Genomic DNA, 21,460 nt, shown 5'->3' with positions numbered 1-21,460 from the left:
ATCAACGGGGAGAAACGACGACTTGATACTGCACCGTGGTCCCAACATACACCGGTTGATACCATGTGGGACCGCATTGCTGGTAGGTCAGGCCGTTGACGATGACGGTGGTGCACTGCGGCGGCAGCGTGGATGCCATGGAGCCGATCACCGCCGCGGTGGTCGCGCCGGCGACGACTCCCGCGGCGAACGGATCGACATACCAGCCGGAAGAGTAGCCGTAGTAGTAGTCATCGTGGTGGTGATCATCGTCATGGTGGTCATCGTGATGATCGTCATGATGGTCGTCGTGGTGATCGTCATTATGGTGACCGTCATCATGATGATCGTCATGGTGGTCACCGCCGTGATCGCCGTCATGGCCATGACCGCCGCCATGTTGATCTGGCGGTCCGCCATGGTTGGGTCCACCGCCATGTTGATTGGGACCACCGCCATTCGGATTGGGTCCACCGCCATGCTGGTTCGGGCTGCCTCCGGGCGCCGGATGGCCGCCACGCGGCGCATTTGCCATGGGCGCATGACCACCGGAGAAATTCGCCCCGCCACCGTGGAAACCACCCTGGTAGCTACCGCCATGCGGCATGGACATGGGCCGCAGGCTGGTGCGCGCACCGCCGCGAAAGGCCATCGCCTGCGTGGTGGCCAAGGTCATCGCCGCAACGCAGGCGAGCGCGCATACTGTCACACGGAAGCGGCTTTTCATTTCGCCTCCTTGTAGGGCTCGGGCGAGACCCGCATGGCGCCGATCTCGCGCATGCCGGCGACAGGCCGATAGCTGAAGGTCACCGCGTTCAGGCCAGGCCGCAGGTTCCAGCGATACGCCACCGAGAAAGTGGGCCGGGAAGGCTGCGTGACATCGGTAATCGACAAGCGGCAAGGCAGGAGCTGCTGCGTTCCCTGCAACCAGAGTTCCCAATCCAATCCGGGCTGGCGGAACACGTAATGACGGCACAGCTTGCCGTTGACCCGCTCCAACCCCAGCGAAGTGGCGGCGGTCAGCCGCCTGGCATCATCGCTCTCGAGGCCCCAATTGAACAGGTCGGCCAGCGGCATCTCGACCCCGTACTGATCGCGCAGCACAGGAACGAGTTCATCGATGGTCGGCGGCGCGGATTGGACGGTGTAGTAGCGCCGATTGTTGTCGTAGAGCGTGAAGGTCTTGCCGTTGTAGACAAGACCGCGCGGCTTCGCGCTGCCGACGATTTCCGCGCGGACCCGGTCCGGGCGCCGTACCTGCACTACGGTGCGGTGCAGAAAGGTGGCGTTCTGGCCGTTGTCCAGCACGGCCTCGGTGGCGCTGTCGCCCGTGACGATGAACGTCTGCAAGGTGCGCAGGTAGCGGCCCATCGCCAATAGCGCTTCGACCGCGTTGGGATCGACGGTGTCCGGCGCGAACGCGGGAGACGACGGAGCGGGGATGGCTGGTGGTCCGGCCGGCGCGGCGGTAGATCGACTCTGAGGAACCGCCTCAGAAGGTGCGGCGAATGACAGTGGGCTGGTCAATCCCAAATAGCAAAACGCCAACAGCAGGCGGGCAGATCGAAGCATCTTCACTGCGACTCCTTATGCGGAATTGCGCGTGGCTTGCAAGATTCAACACGGCGTTACTCAGCAGAACGGCCCTGGACTTCCCAGCTGCTGGTTTTGAAGAAACAAAGTGTCAGCGTCCCGTTGTGTTTTGCGAAACATTGTGCGAATAATGCCACATTCTTGCGCGACAAAACGCAATTCAGGAATTTCGAAAAAGTGGCGCTATCGCAACAGACGCCACCGTTTGCGGTCCAGAGCAGCTGTTTCACGTATTCCATACGCTGTGCAGAGTGAGGTCATCGTGAACCGTATCCTTCGTATCCCCGCGCGTATCCTGTCGGCGATTTCCTCGATCGCCCGCAACGTCTTCAGGAAGAGGCGCCGCATCGTCCTCACCCGGCATGGGCTGTTTCCCGGACGCCCGTCCTTGCTATTCCGTACCGCTGTATCGCGCAATAGTGCGTCGCCACGGCGTCTCCCCCCGTATTACCGCTGATCGTCCTGACCGCGTTCGTGGTCACGCAGCCACGCGTCCGCACCTTGCTCCAGGATTCAGGATCGGGGAGAAGCAATGCAGAGGTCCAAGCTATTTTCCAGGGACTGGCGGCCAGGGTTCGTCCGGATGGCAGCAGGCTTGGTACTGCTTGCGTGCGCGGCGCCCGCCGCCGCGACGGAAGGCGCGCTGGGCCGACAGGTCAGCGGCACCAGCGTGCAGGCGAATATAGGCATCGTCGCCCCGGAACCCGTGACGATAGTCCAGTTGTCCGAGCTCTACCTCGACGGCGGCCTGCATGGTGGCCGTGAAGTCCCGGTAGGCCGCAACCTCTCGGTGGGACTGGACGCCAAGGTGTCTTTCACGCTGGCCACGGTGCTCAAGACCTGGGACACCGGTACCGGACCTTGGAACTTCGCGTCCGGGATGACCGTGCCCTACGTCTGGACCAAGGTGAACGCGGCGGTGACGGGCCCGCGCGGCAATACCGTGGGCACGACCGACCGCGCGTCCGATCTGTTCGATCTCTACTTCACGCCCATCGTGGCCGGGTACCACTTTTCCAAGACCGAGCATGTGGCGCTCAGTCTCAATATCTGGGCGCCGACTGGCCGCTATAACGCCAACAACCTGGCCAATCCCAGCTTGAATAACTGGACGTTCGTGCCGCAGGTCGCGTACACGCGCATCTTTCCCGAATCGCACTGGCAGCTGGACGCGGTCACGAGCCTGCAGATCTACACGCCCAATCGGGATACGGATTATCACAACGCGCCGCTGTTCGGCACGGACGTCATGGCGCGGCGCATGTTCGGCAATGGCCTGGGCTTGGGGATGGTAGTCGGCACCATCCTGCAACTGGGCAATGACCGGGGCGACACCGCCAACAAGCTGAATGGGTTCAAGGGCCACGACCTGTCGTTGGGCCCGATCGTGACTTACGACCGCAAGCTGTCTGCAGAACGTTCATTGTCCATGTCATTGCGCTGGGTGCCGACGGTGGCCAGCACCAATCGGCTGGATAGTGGCAGCACCGTCATGGCCAGCGTCGCGCTGGTGTTCTGATCGACTCCGTCCGGGCCGGCGGCTCTGCCCGCCGCGCCGGACCGGAGTTCCGAGTGGAGGTACGCAGCATGACTAAACGTATGCGAGCACGCGCCTGGCTGGTGCTGGGCATCTTTATCGGGGTGGGTGTGACGGCGGCTGTGGCCGCGGCCTTGGACGTCCTGCCGGGCAAGAGCGACAAGGCGTCCGTCGCCGTGGCGGTGTTGGGCGACGGCAAGAAGGGACCCGAGGGCATGGCCTGGATCCCCGGCGCCGAATTCCTCATGGGCAGCGACGTGCGCATGTCGCAGCCCAATGAGCGGCCCGCGCACAAGGTACGTCTGTCGGGGTTCTGGATGGATACGCACGACGTGACGAATCGCCAGTTCGCGCGCTTCGTCGAAGCCACCGGCTATGTCACCACGGCCGAGCGCAAGCCGCGCTGGGAGGATCTACGGGTGCAGTTGCCGCCGGGCACGCCGCGTCCGGATGACGCCAAGCTGGTGGCCGGCGCCATGGTTTTCGTCGGCACCGCCACCGAGGTCTCCCTGCGGGATTTCTCGCAATGGTGGCGTTATGTGCCTGGCGCGGATTGGCGTCATCCGCAAGGCCCCCAAAGCAACATCGTCGGCAAGGAGGACCACCCGGTGGTGCAGGTGTCCTACGAGGATGCGCAGGCCTACGCGAAGTGGGCGGGCAAGCGCCTGCCCACGGAAGCGGAATGGGAGTTCGCCGCGCGCGGCGGCCTGGAACAGGCCACTTATGCCTGGGGTAACGAACTGGCGCCAGGTGGACGTCCCATGGCCAATATCTGGGACACGACCGAGCAGCAACCCTTTCCCGTCGTGACGGACGAGAAGATCCCCGTCGGGACGACCCCGGTGGGCACCTATGCGCCCAACAGCTATGGCCTGTACGACATGGCGGGCAACGTCTGGCAGTGGACCGCGGACTGGTACCGGGCCGATGCCTTCCGCATCGAGGCCCAATACCGTCAACCGCCTCTGGATCCAGCGGGGCCGGCGCAAAGTTTCGATCCGGATGACCCCGGAGTGCCGGCGCAGGCACCGAAGCGGGTGACGCGCGGCGGGTCCTTCCTGTGCAGTGAGTCTTATTGCATCAGCTACCGCACCAGCGCGCGACGGGGCACGGATCCCATGAACAGCATGTCTCACCTGGGTTTCCGCACCGTCATGACACAGGCGCAATGGCAGCTGGCGCAGTCCGGCAAGCAGAGCGTCGCCACGCGTTGAATGGATAGTCGCTGCCCACCATCAAGGGGAGGGGCATGGCAAATCGGGAAAACATACTGGCCCTGGAACAGGCGGTCGGCGCGGCGGTGCTCGGCCAGGCGGCCGTGATACGGCTGGTGCTGGTGGCCTTGCTGGCGGATGGCCACGTTCTGCTGGAGAGCCTGCCGGGTCTCGCCAAGACGCGCACGGTCAAGGCCTTGGCCGCGCACCTGGCCGCCGACATGAGCCGTATCCAGTTCACGCCTGACCTGCTGCCTTCGGACATCACCGGCGCGGACGTGCTGCAACAGGATGCCGAGGGACGGCACCAGGTGCGCTTCCAGGCGGGCCCGCTATTCGGCAATCTGGTGCTGGCCGATGAGATCAACCGCGCGCCGGCCAAGGTGCAGTCGGCATTGCTGGAGGCGATGGAAGAGCGGCAGATCACGGTGGGCGGCGTCACGCGCGCGATGCCGCCCCTGTTCATGGTCCTGGCGACGCAGAATCCCATCGAGCAGGAAGGAACCTATCCTTTGCCCGAAGCGCAGATGGATCGCTTCCTGATGAAGATCCGGCTGGACTATCCGGCGCCGGATGACGAACTGGCGATGCTGGCGTTGTTGCGTGAACCCGTGCGTGAACCCCCGCGTGAACCCGTGCGCGAAGCGAACGCGGAGGCCGCTGCCGCAACGGAGATACCCCCCGCGACCGTTGCCGCTACCGCGCACACCGATGTCCACGTCACCCAGGCCGATCTCTTCGCTTGCCGTGCCGCAGCGGCATCGACCTACGTCGCCCCCGCGGTCGACCGCTACATCGTGGATCTGGTCAACGCAACGCGGCGTCCCGCCGAAACCGACCTGGCGCGTTGGCTAGACGTGGGGGCCAGCCCGCGCGGCGCCATCGCGCTGGACCGCGCGGCACGGGCCCATGCCTGGCTGGCGGGGGCGGCATTCAGTTCCCCCGACGATGTGCGCGCGGTGGCGCATGCCGTGTTGCGGCATCGGCTGCATCTTTCCTACGACGCGGTGGCGGATGGCGTGACGACCGAGCAGGTCATCGACCGCCTGCTCGACGCGGTGGCCGTTCCTGCCTAGGAGAACACCATGCCGACGCCCGATAACCCTCCCGCCGCCACCCATTCCACCACCTATTCCGGCCCCCATCCGGTCTACCCGTCCCTGGCGGAATTGGCCGGCCTGGAGGGGGCTGTCCGGGGTCTGTCGTTCGGCGCGCGTCAGCCCCTGAACAGCGTGCTGGCCGGCGCCCACGGTTCCCGTTTGCGCGGACGGGGGCTGGACTTCGCCGAGCTGCGCCGCTACGTGCCTGGCGACGACCTGCGCCAACTGGACCTGCGCGCATCGCTGCGCTATGGCAAGCCCTACGTGCGCGCCTACACCGAAGAGCGCGATCGGCCGGCGCTGATCGTCGTCGACCAGCGCATGACCATGTACTTCGGTTCGGTGCGTGCGTTCAAGAGCGCGGTGGCGGCGCGTCTGGCGGCCTATGCCGCCTGGATGGCGCTGAGGGCCGGCGACAGGGTAGGCGGCGTGGTTTTCGATGACGATGGGCGCAAGGTGTTCAAGCCCTTGCGCAGCCGGGATCGCGTGCGCGCTTTGCTGGCTGAAGTGGTGCGCGCGAACGGCGCTCTGGCCGCGGACCGCACCGACCGGCCGGCGATGCCGGGCTTGAATAGCGCCTTGCGTGCCGCCATGGCGCTGGCGCCGCATGACAGCCTGGTCTGTGTTGTCAGCGACTTCGCCGGTGCCGATGCGGAAACCCTGCGTGCCTTGCGCGTGCTGGCGGCGCACAACGACGTAATCGGCATGCTGGTCTTCGATCCGCTGGCGCAGAATTTTCCGCGCCAGGGCCGCCTGGTCGTGACGCAGGGCGAACTGCAACTCGATATCGCCGTGGGCCGTCCGCGCGAGCGCCGGCCGCTGGCGAATTTCTTCAGCGAGCGCTTGCGCGACGTGGCCGACCTGCTGCGGCGCAGTCGTGTGCCGCTGTTGATGATCGATACCGCCCACGACGAGCTGACGCAGCTGCGGCGCGAGTTGGGCCGGCGGGCAGGGGGGCGGACATGAGCGCCGATCTGCCTGGCCTGGACCAGTTGCGCGAGCTGCCCATGCCGCCGCCGGTGCCATATTGGCCACAAACATGGGGCTGGGCGCTGCTGGCGTTGATCGTCCTGGCGCTCAGTGTCTACGCGCTGGTCGCCGGCTTGCGCAGACACCGACGTAATCGCTATCGCAGGCAGGCCCTGATCGAACTGGCGCGCATAAGGGCGCAGGCTGGTCGACAAACGCTGGCGGCGCGGGCTTTGCCCGATCTGCTCAAACGGACGGCGCTGGCGGCGCGGTCGTCTGCTGGCTTGCGGCCGGACGCGTCACTAGCGGTCGTGGCGTTGCCGTTGCCATCGCCGTTGCCCGCGGACAGTGGACCGCTGCTGGCCACGCTTGCCTACGCACCGGACGCGACCGTGCGTGAACTCGATCCGGCGACCCTGGATCTTTTGTTCGACGCCAGCCGGCGTTGGATCGAGCGTCACCATGTGGCGGCTTGACTACCCCTGGCTGCTGCTTGCCGCGCCTCTGGCGTGGGCCGCCTATCGGTGGCTGCCGCCTTATCTGCACGGCCGCAGCGCCTTGCGCGCGCCGTTCTTCGACGCCATGGCCAGATTGACGGGCAAGTCACCCCACCGTCCTGGCGTACAGACGGCGGGGGCGCAGCTATGGCTCAACGTCGTCGTCTGGCTGTTGCTGCTGCTTGCCCTGGCGCGGCCGCAGTGGGTCGAGCCGCCGCTGGTGCATGCGGAGCCCGTGCGCGACATCCTGCTGGCGGTCGACATATCGCAGTCCATGGATACGCGCGATTTCCGCGATACCGCCGGGCGCGAGACCACGCGTTGGCAGGCGCTGCGCGCCGTGGTGCGCGACTTCATCGAGAAGCGGAGTGATGATCGTTTGGGCTTGATCGTGTTCGGCACGGGCGCCTATCCGCAAGCGCCCCTGACCCTGGATCATGCCGCTTTGCGCCTATTGCTCGACCAGACCGCCGTCGGCATGGCGGGGCCCAACACTGCGATCGGCGATGCGATAGGCCTGGGGATCCGCATGCTCGATGCCGCCCGCGAACGCGACAAGGTGATGATCCTGCTCACCGATGGCAACGATACGGGCAGCGCCGTCCCGCCGGCCCGGGCCGCCGCCCTGGCGAAAAAGCATGGCATCGTGGTGCACACCATAGGCCTGGGCGATCCGGCGGCGACGGGTGACGACAAAGTGGACTTCGATGCGCTTAGCGACATCGCCAAGGCCACGGGCGGCCAGTTCTTTCGCGCGCAGGACCAGGCGGCGCTGCAAGACGTGTACGCCACCCTGGACCGCATCACGCCGCGCGAGGTCCGTACGCTGAGCCATCAGCCGAAACGGGAGTTCTTCTGGGTGCCGTTGGCGGCTGCCATGTGCCTGCTGGCGCTATGGCACGTCATCGCGGCGTTGGCGGGCTGGGCAGGTGCGCGCGCGGCGGAAGCGGTCGCTGGCGCCGACGCCGACGCTGACGAGCGCAAGGAGGGCGCATGGACCTGAGCGCCTTCCACTTTCTACGCCCGTGGTGGCTGGGCGGCGTGCTGGCAGCGATCTTTCTATGGTGGCTATGGCGTGCGGTGGCCGGACGCCAGCTGCGGGACAGCCGCATCGCGCCGGCGCTATTGCCTTATCTGCTGGTGCATGCGCCTGGGGGCCGGGGGCCACGGCCGATCGATATTCTCGCCGCCATCCTGGTTTTGGCCGCGGTGGCCGCTGCAGGGCCTGTCTGGCAGCGTGACGAACCGGATTTTCTCGACAACGTCGCGCCCCTGATCGTCGCGCTGGATCTGTCGCCATCCATGGATGGCACGGACGTCCCGCCATCCCGCCTGGAGGCCGCCAAGCAGATGGCGCGCGATGTGGCTGCGCGGCGAGCGGGGTCGAAGACCGGCTTGATCGCTTACGCCGGCAGCAGCCACCTGGTGTTGCCGCCGACCGATGACAAGGATCTGCTGGATCTGTTCATACAGGCGCTGTCGTCCGATCTGATCGCCACCGGGGGCCATGATGCGGCGGGGACCATTGCCCTGGGTGCGCGGGTGCTGGCGGCGGAACGCACGGGCGGTACCTTGCTGCTGTTGACCGACGGTGTCGATCCGACACAGCTAACCGCCGTTCGGCAGAATGCGCAGGCAGCGCGGGACATGCAGGTGCTTGTGATGGCTGTCGGCCAGCGCGCCGGCGCCAGCGGGCAGGGCAATAGCGGGTCCGGCGTCGATGAATCCGCGCTGCGGGAACTGGCACGCGCGGCGGGTGCGCCCTTGGGCAGCCTCACCAGAGGCAGCGATGACCTTGACTGGATCACGCTGCACGCCCAGCAGCACTTTCTATCGGTCCAGGATGCACGCGCCGGCACCCCTCATTGGAAGGAGGCCGGATATTGGCTGTGCTGGCCGCTTGCCATCCTGGCCCTGGTGGCCCTGCGCCGGGGCGGGCGTGTGACCTGGCATGCATGCCTTGTGGCCGGCGTAATGATGATCGCTCCACCGCAAGCCAGCAATGCCGCCGAGCTTGGATCCACGATTGCTGCCACCGTGACCGATATGTTCCTCACCGCCGACCAGCAGGGTCGAATGGCGTTCCAGCGGGGGGACTATGCCGCTGCCGTGGCGCATTTCCAGGATCCGTATTGGAAGGGGCGCGCGGCCTATGCGGCCGGGAACTATCCGGTTGCGTTGCAGGCCTTCGGCGCCTTGACCACCGCCGAGGGTTACTTCTACGCGGGCAATACCCAGACGCGGCTGCGCCACTATGACGCCGCGCTGGCCGCCTACGACCAGGCGCTGGCGGTCAGGCCGGCGTGGGAGCCGGCTGTCGTCAATCGGGGCATCGTCGCGCGCCTGCTCGCCGCGATGACCCAGGAAGACGAAGGCGCGCAGAGTGAGCCGGCCGACAAGACCATCGAAGACAAGACGGCGCAGGCCGGCAAGATGGTGGCGACGCAGACCAGGCAGGCCGCGTCCGAGGAGACGTGGCTGAACAATCTGACGGTTTCCCCCGCGCGCTTCCTGCGCGGCAAGTTCGCAGCCCCGGATGCGGCGAAGGATGTGACCCGGGACGCAGCGCGGAATGGGGCCCAGGATACGGCTCGGGATGCCGTGCAAAATGCGGCTCAAGATGCAGCCCAGAATGCGGCGGGAGGGCGGCCATGAACGGACTTCAGCGCCTCTTGAAAGGCACGGCGATTTTCGCTTGGGTGTGGGTTTGGCCGTTCTGGTTCTGCTGCGTTGTGGCTTTCCCGGCGCCGGCTCACGCCCAGGAAGCCCAGGACTCGCCCCCTCTGCGCGTGACGGCCCATGCGCCATCCCAGGCGCCGGCGAATGGCACCATCGAGCTGCAGCTCGACGTCATGACCAGCACCTGGTTCACCCAGCCCCCGCGCTTGCCGACGCTGACACTGCCGGGCGTGCTGGTGACGCCGCCATCGGGCGAGGGTTCATTGCTGCGCGAGCAGAGAGACGGCGTCGCCTACAGCGGTCTGCGCTACACCTACCTTCTGATCGTGCCCCAGGCTGGCGAGCTGCTTATCCCCGCCCTGACCGTAAGCGCCCAGGTCGGGCCCGGCGGCAATCTCGTGTCGGCGAGCAGCACGCCATTGACCGTCACGGTAGGCGGCGCTGCCTCAGTCTCACCAGGCGGGGCAACGCCGCAGCGTGCCACTAAAGTCACCAAACTCACCATTACGCAAACCTACTCTCTCGCGCCCGATCCGCTCATCACTGGCGGCCGGATCACGCGGACCATCACCCAACGCGCCGAGGGTGAGCAGGCGATGCTGCTGCCTGCCGCGCCCCTGGGCGACGTGCCGCATTTCAAGCGTTATGCGCTGGAACCGCAAGTAACGACGCTGACCGATGGCCGGGGCGGTTTCATCGGCGGACAGCGGATCGACCGGGCCGAGTACGTGGCGCTGGAGGCGGGCACCTTCGATCTGCCGGCGCTCGCGCTGCCGCTGAGCGATGCCGCGGACGGCACGCCACGGGAGCAAACCCTGCCGGGCCGGCACGTGGTGGTGGCCGCGGCGCCCAAGGCGGACGTGCCGTTTTCCTTGGCCGATGACCTCTCACGGCTGCGTCAACAAGCGCGCTGGGTGCTTCCGCCCTGGTTGCTGTCCGCGGTCGCCATCCCGGTGTTCGCGCTAGTGCTGCTGTGGCTGTTCCGGCCCTGGATTCTCCGCGCGGCGAGGGCCGTGCGCGCCGCGATCGACCGGGCCCGGCTGCGCTGGCAGTCCAGCGAAGCTTGCTACTGGCGTGCCTGGCAACGCGAAGCACGCACCGCGCCGGCCGGCTTGAGCGCCTGCTATCGGTGGCTGCGCAGGTCAACTGGTGCGCCGACGATGCGCAAGGCGGTGGCGCCCTTGGATGCGGCCGCTCACGCCGCCGCGGAGGCCGCGTTGAGCCATGCGTACGGGCGCCGCTCTCTTGATAACGCAGGTCCCGACGGTGCAGGCCCCGACGGCGCACATCCTGATGGCGCAGGTCCGGAAGAGACAGTTCCGCATGCGGCAGGTCCTGAAGACGCCCGTGCCACTCTGGCCCTGGCCACCCGAAAGTGGCGAGCGATCTGGCGGCGCCAGCGCCGTTGTGCCGGCGCAAGGTCCCCGCATGCCTTGCCGGCGTCGTTATCGACAGCGTCCTCGGAGAACACATCATGACCGCCATCCGTACTCACGCCACGTTGCTGTGTATCAAACGCTGTGTTTCGGCTGCCATCCTTTGTGCCGTGTCTTTGCTGGCCGCATGTGGCACTCAGCAGCCGTCATCGCAGGCACAAGACCAGCTGCTCGCGCCCGCCGCGCTGAAATCCTGGAACGACGGCCCATCCCGCCAGGCCATCACCGAATTCGTGCGCGCGGTGACCCAGCCCGGCAGTCCGGATTTTGTCGGGGTGGATGAGCGCATAGCAGTCTTCGACAACGATGGGACGCTGTGGAGCGAGCAGCCCCTGTATTTCCAGGTGTTGTTCGCGCTGGATCAGGTGCGCGCGATGGCGCCGTCCCATCCTTCGTGGAAGACCACGCCGCCGTTCCAGGCGGTCCTGCGTAACGACCAGAAAGCCCTGGCCAAGCTGACCACCCGCGACCTGATCCAGATCATCACCGCCACCCAGACCGGCATGGACAGCGAGCAGTACACCCGCCAGGTGCAGGACTGGATGCGTACCGCGCGCCACCCGCGCTTCCAGGTCCCCTACAGCAGCCTGACCTACGCCCCCATGCGCGAATTGCTGGATTACCTGCGCGCGCATGACTTCAAGACCTATATCGTGTCGGGCGGCGACGTTGCCTTCATGCGGGCCTGGGCCCAGCAGGCCTATGGCATTCCACCGGAACAGGTCATCGGCAGCCGCTTTGCTATCACCTATGACATGCGCGACGGCCAGCCACGCCTGTTGCGGCTGCCCAAGCTCGAATTCAACGATGACGGGCCGGCCAAGCCGGTCGCCATCCAGAACATCATCGGCCGGCGTCCCATCTTTGCCTTCGGCAATTCGGATGGCGATTTGCAGATGCTGCAGTGGACGGCCGCCGGCCCGGGCCGGCGCTTCGCCGGACTGGTCCACCACACGGATGCCACGCGCGAATGGGCCTATGACCGTGAATCGTCGATCGGGCGCCTGGACAAGGCCCTGGACGAAGCGCGCCGGCAGGGGTGGACGATCGTCGACATGGAAAAGGAGTGGTCTCGAATGTACGCGTATTAGCAGCAGGTGGCATGGACCCAAGACGCCCAGACCTGGGCAAGGAGAGCAGTGATGAATGCAAGACGATGGCTATATGCGGCGTTATTGGCCGCGGGCGGGCTTGCGGTGCAGGGCGGCGCCCACGCGCAGGCCCAGGGCAGTCAGGCTCAAGGTACCCAGACTCAAAGTACGCAGCCCCAGGCGTCCGGCAAGAAGCCGAACATCCTGGTGATCTTCGGGGACGATATCGGCCAGGCGAACATCAGCGCCTACACGATGGGCGTAGTGGGCTACAGGACACCCAATATCGACCGCATCGCGAAAGAAGGCACGATTTTCACCGACTACTACGCGGAAAACAGCTGCACGGCGGGCCGTTCCAGCTTCATCACGGGCCAATCGCCCATGCGTACGGGCCTTTCCAAAGTGGGGGTGCCGGGCGCGACCGTAGGATTGCAGGACCGCGACATCACCATTGCCCAGGCGCTCAAGGCCGAGGGTTACGCCACCGCGCAATTCGGCAAGAACCATCTGGGCGACCGGGATGAGTACCTGCCGACCAAGCACGGCTTCGACGAGTTCTTCGGCAATCTCTATCACCTGAATGCCGAAGAGGAGCCTGAGCGGCCATTCTTTCCGAAGAATCCCACCGACCCCGTCATCAAGGCCTACATGCCACGTGGCGTGATACGCGCCACCGCCGATGGCAAGGTCGAGGATACCGGCGCCTTGACCAGCAAGCGCATGGAGACCATCGACGATGAGACCGTGGGCGCCGCGCTGGACTATATCGACAAGCATGGCAAGGGCGACAAACCCTTCTTCGTGTGGATGAACACCACGCGCATGCACATCTACACCCATGTCAGGCCCGAATACCGGGGCAAGAGCGGCATGCCCGGCAATGAGTACGCGGATGGCATGTGGGAGCATGATCAGGACGTGGGCAAGCTGCTGAAGAAGCTGGATGACATGGGCATCGCCGACAACACCATCGTCGTCTACTCGACCGACAACGGCCCGAACCAGTTCACCTGGCCCGACGCGGCGACGACGCCTTTCCGGAACGAGAAAGACTCCAACTGGGAAGGAGCCTTCCGGGTACCTGCCATGATCCGCTGGCCGGGCCATGTTCCCGCGGGGGAGGTCAAGAACGGCATGGTGTCCGGCATGGATTGGTTCCCGACCTTGCTCGCCGCCACGGGTGACAAGGATATCAAGGACCGTTTGCTCAAGGGCTGGACGCCGCAGGGCGCCAGCCAGAGCTACAAGGTTCACCTGGATGGCTACAACCAGCTGGACTACTTGACCGGCAAGAGCGACAAGAGCGCGCGGGATGAATTCTTTTACTTCAACGACGACGGTTTGCTGGTCGCGATGCGGTATGAGAATTTCAAGGTCGTGTTCTGCGAACAGAAGGCGCCTGGGGGCTTCGCGGTCTGGCAGGAACCCTTCGTCTGCCTGCGCGTGCCGAAGGTATTCAACCTGAGGATGGACCCCTACGAGCGGGCGGACATCGTCTCGGACCAGTACAACGACTGGCTGACCAAGAACGCCTACCTGGCCTTCATCGCCACGGCCAAGGCGGCCGAGTTTCTGGATACGTTCAAGACCTATCCGCCCAGCCAGCGGCCGGCGACGTTCAGTACCGATCAGGCGCAGGAGGAGCTGAACAAGTTCCTTGAGAAGTACTACGCCGAAAAGGCCAAACAGGTTCGTCAATGACCCTCTCGATGCGTGCGCTGCCGGCGGCTTCCGATACTCGCGATCAGGCAGGGTCGGCTGGCGCGCGCCTGGTCGCGCCGGCGCTGCTGATGGCCTTGTCCGGCAGCGCCGCATTGATGTTCCAGGTGCTGTGGATCAAGCAGCTGACCCTCATCGTGGGCGTGGAGGTTCACGCCATCGCCGTGGCGGTCAGCGCTTTCTTTCTGGGGTTGGCGGCGGGTAGCGCCTGGCTGGGCCGGCAGGCGGATCGGGTCGCGCGGCCGTTAAGGTTTTACGCGGCCATCGAAGCCGGCATCGCCATCCTCGCGGTGCTGGTTACCTTGGCCTTGGGCCATGGCGCGGCATTGTTTGCCGATGTGGAGCAACACGCCGCCTTGCTGGCGTGGCTGAGCATCGTTGCTGTAGTCGGGATTGCGCCTTTCCTGATGGGCGGCACCTTGCCGGTGCTGCTGCGGGCCCTGGGCGCGGGAAGAGTGGGCCGAACCGGCGCAACGCTTTATGCCGCGAATACCGGCGGCGCGATTATCGGCGCCTTGCTGCCGGCCTTTTTACTGATCCCCGTCCTTGGCGTGCAGGGGACCGCCTGGGCGGCTGCCTGCTTGAATCTGATGGCCGCGCTGGGGGCGTGGCTACTGGACAGGCGTGGGGCTGCCGCTGCTTCAAATGCTGCCGTTGCTGCTGCCACCGGCATCGAGAATCGACGGGCGGATCCCGAGAGGTCGCACCGCAAGCGCTCCGGGAAGGACGCACGGACGCCCGCGACCGTGGCGCACGCGCGGTCCGGCGCAGTCGACCCCGCCGCCAGATTGGCCATCCTCCTGTACGCCGGCGCGGGCGCCATCGCCATGGGCTACGAGATCCTGTGGTCGCAAATGGTGGTGCCGTTCATGAGCACGCGCGCGTTCGCGTTTTCCATCGTCCTGGCGGTGTATCTGGCAGGCTTGGCGATCGGCTCGGCTTTGTATGCCCGTTGGGAACCGCGCGACCCATGGCGCCTGTTCGGCCTGTTGATTGCCGGCGCCGGCGTCGTCGCGCTGCTGGAGGCGGCGCTGCTGGGCCGCTGGCTCATCGGCCTTCAGACCAGCGCGGAGATGACGATGGTCGCCTGGACCGGCAGTGGTCTGGCCGGGATGAGCGCGCGTTTTCTGGTGGCCGCGACTGCCGTGGTGCTGCTGCCGACACTGCTGCTGGGCGCGGCATTTCCCGCCGTCTTGCGGATTGCCGTGGCGCCGGAGCAGCGGGGGCAGGGCGCTGGCCTGGTGCTGGGCGCCAATACCTTGGGCGGGATCGCGGGAACGGGGCTGACCGCCTTCGTGCTCCTGCCCGGCCTGGGCGCCGTGCGCAGCCTGGCCTTGTTGGCGGTACTGGCCTGCGCGATCGGCATCGTGGCGGTATGGAAGGCGCCACGGACAGGCCCATCCGCGCGCGTGCTGGCGCTGGGCCTGACCCTGGTGGCGCTGGTCCTGGGCGCCTCCCTTCCGGCCGATCATCTGGCGCGCCTGCTGCCCGGCGCCCAAGGCGCCAACCTGGTGTTCTACGAGGAAAACCGCGGCGGCACCGTGGCGGTGGTCGAGCGCGGGGAGGGCGAGCGGCGTTTTCGGCGGCTGTACATCCAGGGCGTGTCCAATTCCGGTGACGCCATGCCGTCGCTGCGCTATATGCGCCTGCAGGCCTTGTTGCCGCTGATCGTCCACGCGGGCGAGCCGCGTTCGGCCCTGGTCATCGGTTATGGCACCGGCATCACGGCCGGCGCCTTGTCGCGCTATCCGGCGCTGGAGCGCAGGGTCGTCGCCGAATTGCTGCCCGCGGTGCTGCACGCCGGGCCGCGCTTCGCGGGGACTTACGACGCCGCCACCGATCCTGGCCTGGATCGCCGTCTGCGCGACGGTCGTCGCGAATTGCTGGCGAGCGACGAGCATTACGACCTGATTACCCTGGAGCCACCGCCGCCCTCCGCGGCCGGCGTCGTGAACCTCTATTCACGCGACTTCTACCAACTGGCGGCAGCGCGGCTGAACGCCAAGGGCGTGGTGGCGCAGTGGCTACCTTTGCCGACCCAGAACATCGAAGACACACAGGCGCTGGTGGCCAGCTTCATCGCCGTGTTTCCGCACGCGACGCTGTGGACCACGGAGTTGCACGAGACGCTGCTGGTGGGATCGATGCAGGCCATGCCCCTGGATGCGGACCGTATCGAAGCGCGCTTCCAGATTCCGACCGTGCGCGCCGCGCTCGCCGAGGTCGGCATCATGTCGCCCGGCGCGCTCCTGGCGACCTGGGTGACGGACCGCGCCGGCCTGGCGCGCTTCGCCGGCGCGACACCGCCGGTCACGGACGACCGGCCCGCCATCGAGTACGCCACCTGGGTGCGTCCACGTGAACTGACGCGCACGCTGCCGGCGCTGCTGGACCTGCGCGGGGCGCCGCCCATCGCGGTGAACGACCCGGCCTTGCTGGCCGCCATCGCCCGCGAGCGCGCCGCCCTCGATATGTTCTACACCAGCGCCTTGGCCGCCTACGACGGCGACCGTGGCGCGTGGGCCCGCAACGCGGCGGCTTTGGCACGCCTGTCCCGCGACAACCCGTATCTGCGGTGGTTCATGGGCGGCGGCTAGGCGGGTGATCAGGCGGAGGCAAGAATGTCAGGAGGGTGCATGCGTAATATTCCGGTGACGCGCGTGGGGACGCGTTTTTCCGCCTGTGCGCTGGCCATGTTGACTTGCGGCCTGGCGGACCCCGCGCTGGGCCAGCAGGGCCTGCGCCTGTCCAAGGACGATCTGCAGAAGCGGGCCAATGGGGTATTGGCGTTGATGTCCTTCTCCATCGTGCCGGATATCACCACCAGTTCCTTGAACATAGGCAGCGGCACCAGCTCCACCAAGGGTTCGACGAGTTTCTTCATGACCCAGCTGGGCGGGGGCGACACGATCTCGAAATCGGTCCCGCTTTACCTGGAGGGCGTGGTGGCCTATAGCCGTTATGACCCTACCTTCATCGCCAGCGATGGGAGCGAGTCGCGGCGCGTGCCGGCCAAGTGGAACAGTACCTCCGTGACTGGCGGCATAGGTTGGGATCTCAAGCTGACCGACGAGCTCAAGTTACGTCCCATATTCAACGTGGCGCTGGGCAACGTCACCAGCGATTTGCGTGCGGCCAGCTGGTATGTGGGACGCCAGACCGGCAAGGATGTGGATTTCCTGGATCGTGGATCCCTCAATGCCTATGGCCTGGGCGGTTCCCTGATGCTGGACTACGAACACTATCGGCCGGAGGGTGAAATCGACGTGGAGCTGCGCTATTCGGACATCCGGCTCAAGAGCTTCGACAGTTCTGCCGCGGTGAAGGGCTCCGCGGACGCCAAGTCGGTCAATCTGTGGGCGCGCTACCGCGCGCCGACGGGTATCACCCTGTTGCAGCGCCCGCTTCGCTACGTGCTGGAGCTGACGCACTCCGAGTTTCTTGGCGACCAGCGGGGCATCCTGGGATTCGACCGCTTGACCTCGGTGGGCGCCGGGCTGGAATTCGACTCCAGCGCGTACAGCTCTTTCATCACGCGTACCCGATTGGTTGGACGGTACGTGCTCGGCAACAACGTATCGGGGTTCTCGGTGGGACTGGCCGTCAGCTTCTGACCACGGGCGTCGCGAGAAAATGCCTGGCAGCCGGCGCCGGCAGCATCCGATATTTGCGTCCTGATTTTATGTATGCAAAAATATACAAAAATTAGGACGAGACAAACATGCCTATCGCCAAGGCGAATTCGCAGTCGCACGCCGCGTATAACGAGATCAAGCGCCGTATTCTGGGTGGCTTGTTCGGCCCGGACGCCCGCCTGCGCGAGATCGAGGTGGCCAATCTTCTGGAGATGGGGCGCACGCCGGTGCGCGAGGCGCTCAAGCGCATCCAGGACGAAGGCCTGATCACGCACGAGCCGGGCCGCGGCATGGTCGTGACGACCATGGACCAGCAAGAGGTCGGCGAGCTCTACGCCATGCGCCGCGTGCTGGAAGGCAGCGCGGCGGAACTGGCCGCGCGCCATGCGTCCGACGTGGAAATCGCCAATATGCAGGCCATCCTCGACGACGGCGATGGCGGCGATCCCGTGACGCAGAATCTGCGCTTTCACCAGGCCGTGTACAGCGCGGCGCACAACCGCTATCTGATCCGGTCGCTGCATTCGCTCACCGAAACCACTTATCTGCTTGGACGCAGCACGCTCAGCACGCCAGCGCGCGCGGACAAGTCCAACGCCGAGCACAACGCCATCGTCGAGGCCATACGCGCCCGCGATCCGCGTGCGGCGCAGGAAGCCGCTCAACACCATATCCAACAGGCCCTGCTGGAACGTTTGAAGATGCTGCGCCAGGGATGAGCGCGACATAATACGGAGACACAAACAATGCGGAAGTTGAATTTTTCCCGCCGGCAATGGCTGGCGGGACTGGCCCTGTGCGTCCCGGCGCTGGCGACGCTGACGCCGGCACAAGCGGCCGACGACTATCCCAGCCATCCGATCACGCTGGTGGTGCCGTTCGCGGCCGGCGGCGGCACGGACAGCATCGCGCGTGACCTGGCTCGCACCCTGGCGGACCGCCTGGGCCGCTCGGTGGTGGTGGAAAACCGCGGCGGCGGCGGGGGCGCCATCGGTGCCGGCATGGTCGCCAATGCGCGCCCGGATGGCTATACGCTGCTGTTCGCGACGTCGACCTTCGTCACCAATTCGGCGGCCGGTGTGGCCACCAACTACGACGTGCAGAAGTCCTTCGCCCCCATCGCGCTGCTGGGCCGTGGCCCGCTCCTGGTGGTGGCCGCGAAAGACCTGAAGCTGAAGGGCATCGCCGACCTGCGCACGCTGGCCGCCAAGCCCGAGAACAATTTGAATTTCTGCTCGGCGGGTAATGGCAGCATCAACCATCTGGCGGGCGAACTCTTCAAGCAGAAGACGGACGCGCACATGACCCACGTGCCGTACAAGGGCAGCGGCCCGGCCACGGTGGACCTGCTGGCGGGTCGAGTGCAGGTCTTCTTCGCGACGGTGCCGACGATCCTGCCGCAGGTGAAGGATCACCGCGTGGACCTGCTGGCGGTAACCAGCAAGACGCGCTCGCCGCTGTTCCCGGACGTGCCCACCGTCGAGGAAGCAGGCGTGCCTGACTACGACATCTCGACGTGGTGGGCCGTGCTGGCGCCGGCCGGCACGCCGCAGGCCATCATCGACAAGCTCAACAAGGACGTCAACGCGGCGGCCGCGGACAAGCTCGTGGCCCAGCGCCTGAAGGATGAAGGCGCCGAAGCCTTCAGCGGCCCGCCGGCGGCGCTGGCCCAGACGCTGGAGAGCGAGCTGAAGGTGTGGCGCGCGGTGGTGCAGAAGTCCGGCATGAAGATGGATTGACAGAAGAATCACGCCCCCGGCGCGGCAAGTTGGTTGCCGCGGCTTGGGGCCGAGCGGATAGAGGAGACCTGAGATGCAGCACGATATCCCTTGCGGCCTGAGCCGCCGGACCTTCATCAAGGCCACGGCGGCCGGATGCGCCATGGCCCTGGGCGGCCGCGCCTGGGCGGCCGACGAGGCCTATCCCAACAAGCCGATCACGCTGGTGGTGCCGTACGCGCCGGGCGGGCAGGGCGATGTGTTCGCCCGCGTGCTGGCCGAGCGCCTGGGCACGGAAAAGAAGTGGACCGTCATCGTCGAGAACCGCGCCGGCGCCTCTGGCGCGGTGGGTTCGCGCGTGGTGCTGCGCGCGGCGGCGGACGGCTACACCTTGCTGCTGGGGCAGACCGGCGAGATCGCGGTCAACCAGTTCGCGTCCAAGACGCTGGGCTACGACCCCTTGAAGGAATTCGCGCCGGTGATCCTGGTCGGCGATTCCCCGCTGGTGCTGGCGGTGCCCGAGAAATCGCCCTATGCCGACCTGCAAGCCTTGATCACGGCCGCGCGCGCCAAGCCCGATGCGCTGGCGTACGCGTCCTCGGGTACGGCCACGCCGGGTCACCTGGCCGCCGCCGCGCTGGCCTTGGGCACCAAGACCCGCATGGTCCATGCGCCCTATAAGGGCGCAGGCCAGGCGATGTCGGACCTGCTGGGCGGCCACGTCGACTTCTTCTTTTCCAGCGCGTCGGCGGTGATGCCGCATATCAACTCGGGCCGCCTGCGTGCCTTGGCTGTGTCATCGCGCGAGCGCCTGAAGGTCTTGCCGAATGTGCCGACGGTCGCGGAAGTGGTGCTGCCCGATTTCCAGTTCAGCCTGTGGGGCGGTGTGTTCGCCCCGGCCGCCACGCCCAAGCCCGTCATCGAGCAGGTCAACGCGGCCTTGAATGCCATTCTTGCCGAAGCGTCCGTGAAAGCTCGTTTCGAGGCCGACGGCGCCGCCGTGCGGCCCAACACCGTGGCGGAATTCGGCCAGTTCGTGCAGAGCGAGGCCGGCAAGTATCAGAAGCTGGTGCAGGCCACCGGCATCCAGGTGGAGTAAAAAGAGATTCATTTCACCCATGGATGACGATGGCATGCCGCCGTTGCAACCATCCGCCGGCGCGGTCGCGTCGGCAAGTTCAGTGACTCGTGCGCGCATTCAGGCGCGCTCAACAGCGTAAGGATTCATCATGAAGATTGTTGTTATTCCCGGTGATGGCATTGGCCCCGAAACCGTCGCGGTCGCCGTCGACGTACTCAAGGCGGCGTCCAAGCGCTTCGACCTGGGTCTGGTGTTCGAGCACGACATCGCCGGCCACGAAAGCCTGAAGCAACACGGCGCCACGGTGCGGCAAGCCTTGCTGGACAAGGTCAAGGCGGCTGACGGCCTGCTGCTGGGACCGATGTCCACCTACGACTTCAAGGACGAAGCGAAGGGTGAAATCAATCCGTCCAAGTACTTCCGCAAGGAACTGGACCTGCACGCCAACATTCGTCCCGCTCGCACCTATCCCGGCATGAAACCGCGCCTGGGCGAGTTCGACCTGGTGGTGGTGCGCGAGAACACCGAAGGCTTCTACGCTGACCGCAATATCGAATCCGGCAACAGCGAAATGCTGATCACGCCGGACGTGGTGGTGTCGCTGCGCCGCATCACGCGCTTCTGCTGCGAACGCATCGCGCGCTCGGCCTTCGAGCTGGCGATGACGCGCAAAAAGCATGTCACCATCGTCCATAAGGCCAACGTGCTCAAGCGTGGCGACGGCATGTTCATCGACGTCTGCCACGAAGTGGGCAAGGAATTCCCCGACGTGGTCGTGGACGATGTCATCGTCGACGCCATGATGGCCCACGTCGTTCGCGCTCCGGAGCGCTACGATGTGATCGTGACCACCAATATGTTCGGCGACATCCTGTCCGACCTGACCGCTGAAATGTCGGGCAGCCTGGGGCTGGGCGGCTCGCTGAACGCTGGTGTGCAATACGCCATGGGCCAGGCCGCGCACGGTTCGGCGCCGGACATTGCCGGCAAGAACGTCGCCAACCCCATCTCCCAGGTGTTGTCGGCGGGCATGCTGCTCAACTGGCATGGCCAGCGCAAGAACGACCAGAAGTTCATCGATGCCGCCATCGCCATCGATCGCGCCATCGCGGACAGCATCGCCGCGCAGGAATGCACGCGCGATGTGGGCGGCAAGCTGGGCACTCGTGAGTCGGGTGAAGCGATGGTCAAGCGGGTGGCCGCGTAATG

The 21,460-nt window shown here is 66.0% G+C and carries 18 protein-coding genes; 16 read left to right on the top strand and 2 right to left on the bottom strand.

The features are described 5' to 3' along the window. Window position 1: 1 nt before the first annotated feature. Both ASB57_RS30970 and ASB57_RS08470 read right to left on the bottom strand, forming a co-directional pair. Entirely contained in the window at window positions 2-706 is a 705-nt protein-coding gene (locus ASB57_RS30970; protein ID WP_156414097.1) for a hypothetical protein, read from the bottom strand. Then, window positions 703-1,551, bottom strand: coding sequence for a DUF2092 domain-containing protein (locus ASB57_RS08470; protein ID WP_156414096.1), 849 nt, complete (start codon window positions 1,549-1,551; stop codon window positions 703-705). The genes ASB57_RS30970 and ASB57_RS08470 overlap by 4 nt, the downstream gene beginning before the upstream one ends. Before the next feature lie 604 nt (window positions 1,552-2,155). Between ASB57_RS08470 and ASB57_RS08465 the strand changes: the two genes are divergently transcribed. The 16 genes from ASB57_RS08465 (at window position 2,156) to ASB57_RS08390 (ending at window position 21,458) form a co-directional block, all read left to right on the top strand. Continuing rightward, entirely contained in the window at window positions 2,156-3,091 is a 936-nt protein-coding gene (locus ASB57_RS08465; RefSeq protein WP_057651827.1) for a transporter, read from the top strand. A 68-nt stretch (window positions 3,092-3,159) separates the two neighbouring features. Then, window positions 3,160-4,323, top strand: coding sequence for a formylglycine-generating enzyme family protein (locus ASB57_RS08460; RefSeq protein ID WP_231755372.1), 1,164 nt, complete (start codon window positions 3,160-3,162; stop codon window positions 4,321-4,323). 35 nt (window positions 4,324-4,358) lie between these two features. Next, window positions 4,359-5,399 carry a MoxR family ATPase gene (locus tag ASB57_RS08455; RefSeq protein ID WP_057651825.1) on the top strand — a complete coding sequence of 347 codons (1,041 nt, stop codon included), beginning with the start codon at window positions 4,359-4,361 and terminating at the stop codon, window positions 5,397-5,399. 9 nt (window positions 5,400-5,408) lie between these two features. After that, on the top strand, window positions 5,409-6,389 hold the full coding sequence (locus ASB57_RS08450) for a DUF58 domain-containing protein (RefSeq protein WP_057651824.1): 981 nt from the start codon (window positions 5,409-5,411) through the stop codon (window positions 6,387-6,389). Continuing rightward, the gene (locus tag ASB57_RS08445; RefSeq protein ID WP_057651823.1) at window positions 6,386-6,868 is read left to right on the top strand and encodes a DUF4381 family protein; all 483 of its coding nucleotides are present in this window, start codon (window positions 6,386-6,388) and stop codon (window positions 6,866-6,868) included. Before ASB57_RS08450 ends, ASB57_RS08445 begins: the two co-directional genes overlap by 4 nt. Further along, the gene (locus ASB57_RS08440) at window positions 6,855-7,892 is read left to right on the top strand and encodes a VWA domain-containing protein (RefSeq protein ID WP_057651822.1); all 1,038 of its coding nucleotides are present in this window, start codon (window positions 6,855-6,857) and stop codon (window positions 7,890-7,892) included. Before ASB57_RS08445 ends, ASB57_RS08440 begins: the two co-directional genes overlap by 14 nt. After that, the gene (locus tag ASB57_RS08435) at window positions 7,883-9,544 is read left to right on the top strand and encodes a VWA domain-containing protein (RefSeq protein ID WP_082621458.1); all 1,662 of its coding nucleotides are present in this window, start codon (window positions 7,883-7,885) and stop codon (window positions 9,542-9,544) included. Before ASB57_RS08440 ends, ASB57_RS08435 begins: the two co-directional genes overlap by 10 nt. A gap of 77 nt (window positions 9,545-9,621) precedes the next feature. Further along, window positions 9,622-11,046, top strand: coding sequence for a hypothetical protein (locus tag ASB57_RS08430; RefSeq protein ID WP_231755371.1), 1,425 nt, complete (start codon window positions 9,622-9,624; stop codon window positions 11,044-11,046). After that, window positions 11,043-12,095, top strand: a complete 1,053-nt coding sequence (locus ASB57_RS08425; protein WP_082621456.1) for an HAD family phosphatase — start codon at window positions 11,043-11,045, stop codon at window positions 12,093-12,095. Before ASB57_RS08430 ends, ASB57_RS08425 begins: the two co-directional genes overlap by 4 nt. Window positions 12,096-12,146: 51 nt before the next feature. Further along, entirely contained in the window at window positions 12,147-13,799 is a 1,653-nt protein-coding gene (locus ASB57_RS08420) for an arylsulfatase (protein ID WP_057651821.1), read from the top strand. Further along, entirely contained in the window at window positions 13,796-16,414 is a 2,619-nt protein-coding gene (locus ASB57_RS08415; RefSeq protein WP_156414095.1) for a spermidine synthase, read from the top strand. The genes ASB57_RS08420 and ASB57_RS08415 overlap by 4 nt, the downstream gene beginning before the upstream one ends. A gap of 96 nt (window positions 16,415-16,510) precedes the next feature. Next, window positions 16,511-17,431: a hypothetical protein gene (locus ASB57_RS08410; RefSeq protein ID WP_057656017.1), complete on the top strand. Its 921-nt coding sequence runs from the start codon at window positions 16,511-16,513 to the stop codon at window positions 17,429-17,431. Between the two features lie 107 nt (window positions 17,432-17,538). Next, a complete protein-coding gene (locus ASB57_RS08405; protein ID WP_082621455.1) occupies window positions 17,539-18,171 on the top strand; it encodes a GntR family transcriptional regulator in 633 nt (210 codons plus the stop codon). 27 nt (window positions 18,172-18,198) lie between these two features. Beyond that, window positions 18,199-19,191 carry a tripartite tricarboxylate transporter substrate binding protein gene (locus tag ASB57_RS08400; protein ID WP_057651820.1) on the top strand — a complete coding sequence of 331 codons (993 nt, stop codon included), beginning with the start codon at window positions 18,199-18,201 and terminating at the stop codon, window positions 19,189-19,191. A gap of 73 nt (window positions 19,192-19,264) precedes the next feature. Then, window positions 19,265-20,269 carry a tripartite tricarboxylate transporter substrate binding protein gene (locus tag ASB57_RS08395; RefSeq protein WP_057651819.1) on the top strand — a complete coding sequence of 335 codons (1,005 nt, stop codon included), beginning with the start codon at window positions 19,265-19,267 and terminating at the stop codon, window positions 20,267-20,269. 130 nt (window positions 20,270-20,399) lie between these two features. After that, a complete protein-coding gene (locus ASB57_RS08390) occupies window positions 20,400-21,458 on the top strand; it encodes an isocitrate/isopropylmalate dehydrogenase family protein (protein ID WP_057651818.1) in 1,059 nt (352 codons plus the stop codon). Window positions 21,459-21,460 lie beyond the last annotated feature (2 nt).

This window comes from Bordetella sp. N (assembly GCF_001433395.1).
GTDB lineage: Bacteria > Pseudomonadota > Gammaproteobacteria > Burkholderiales > Burkholderiaceae_B > Bordetella_C.
The sequence above is the reverse complement of the archived record's forward strand: the minus strand, read 5'-3'. Positions and strand labels throughout refer to the sequence as shown.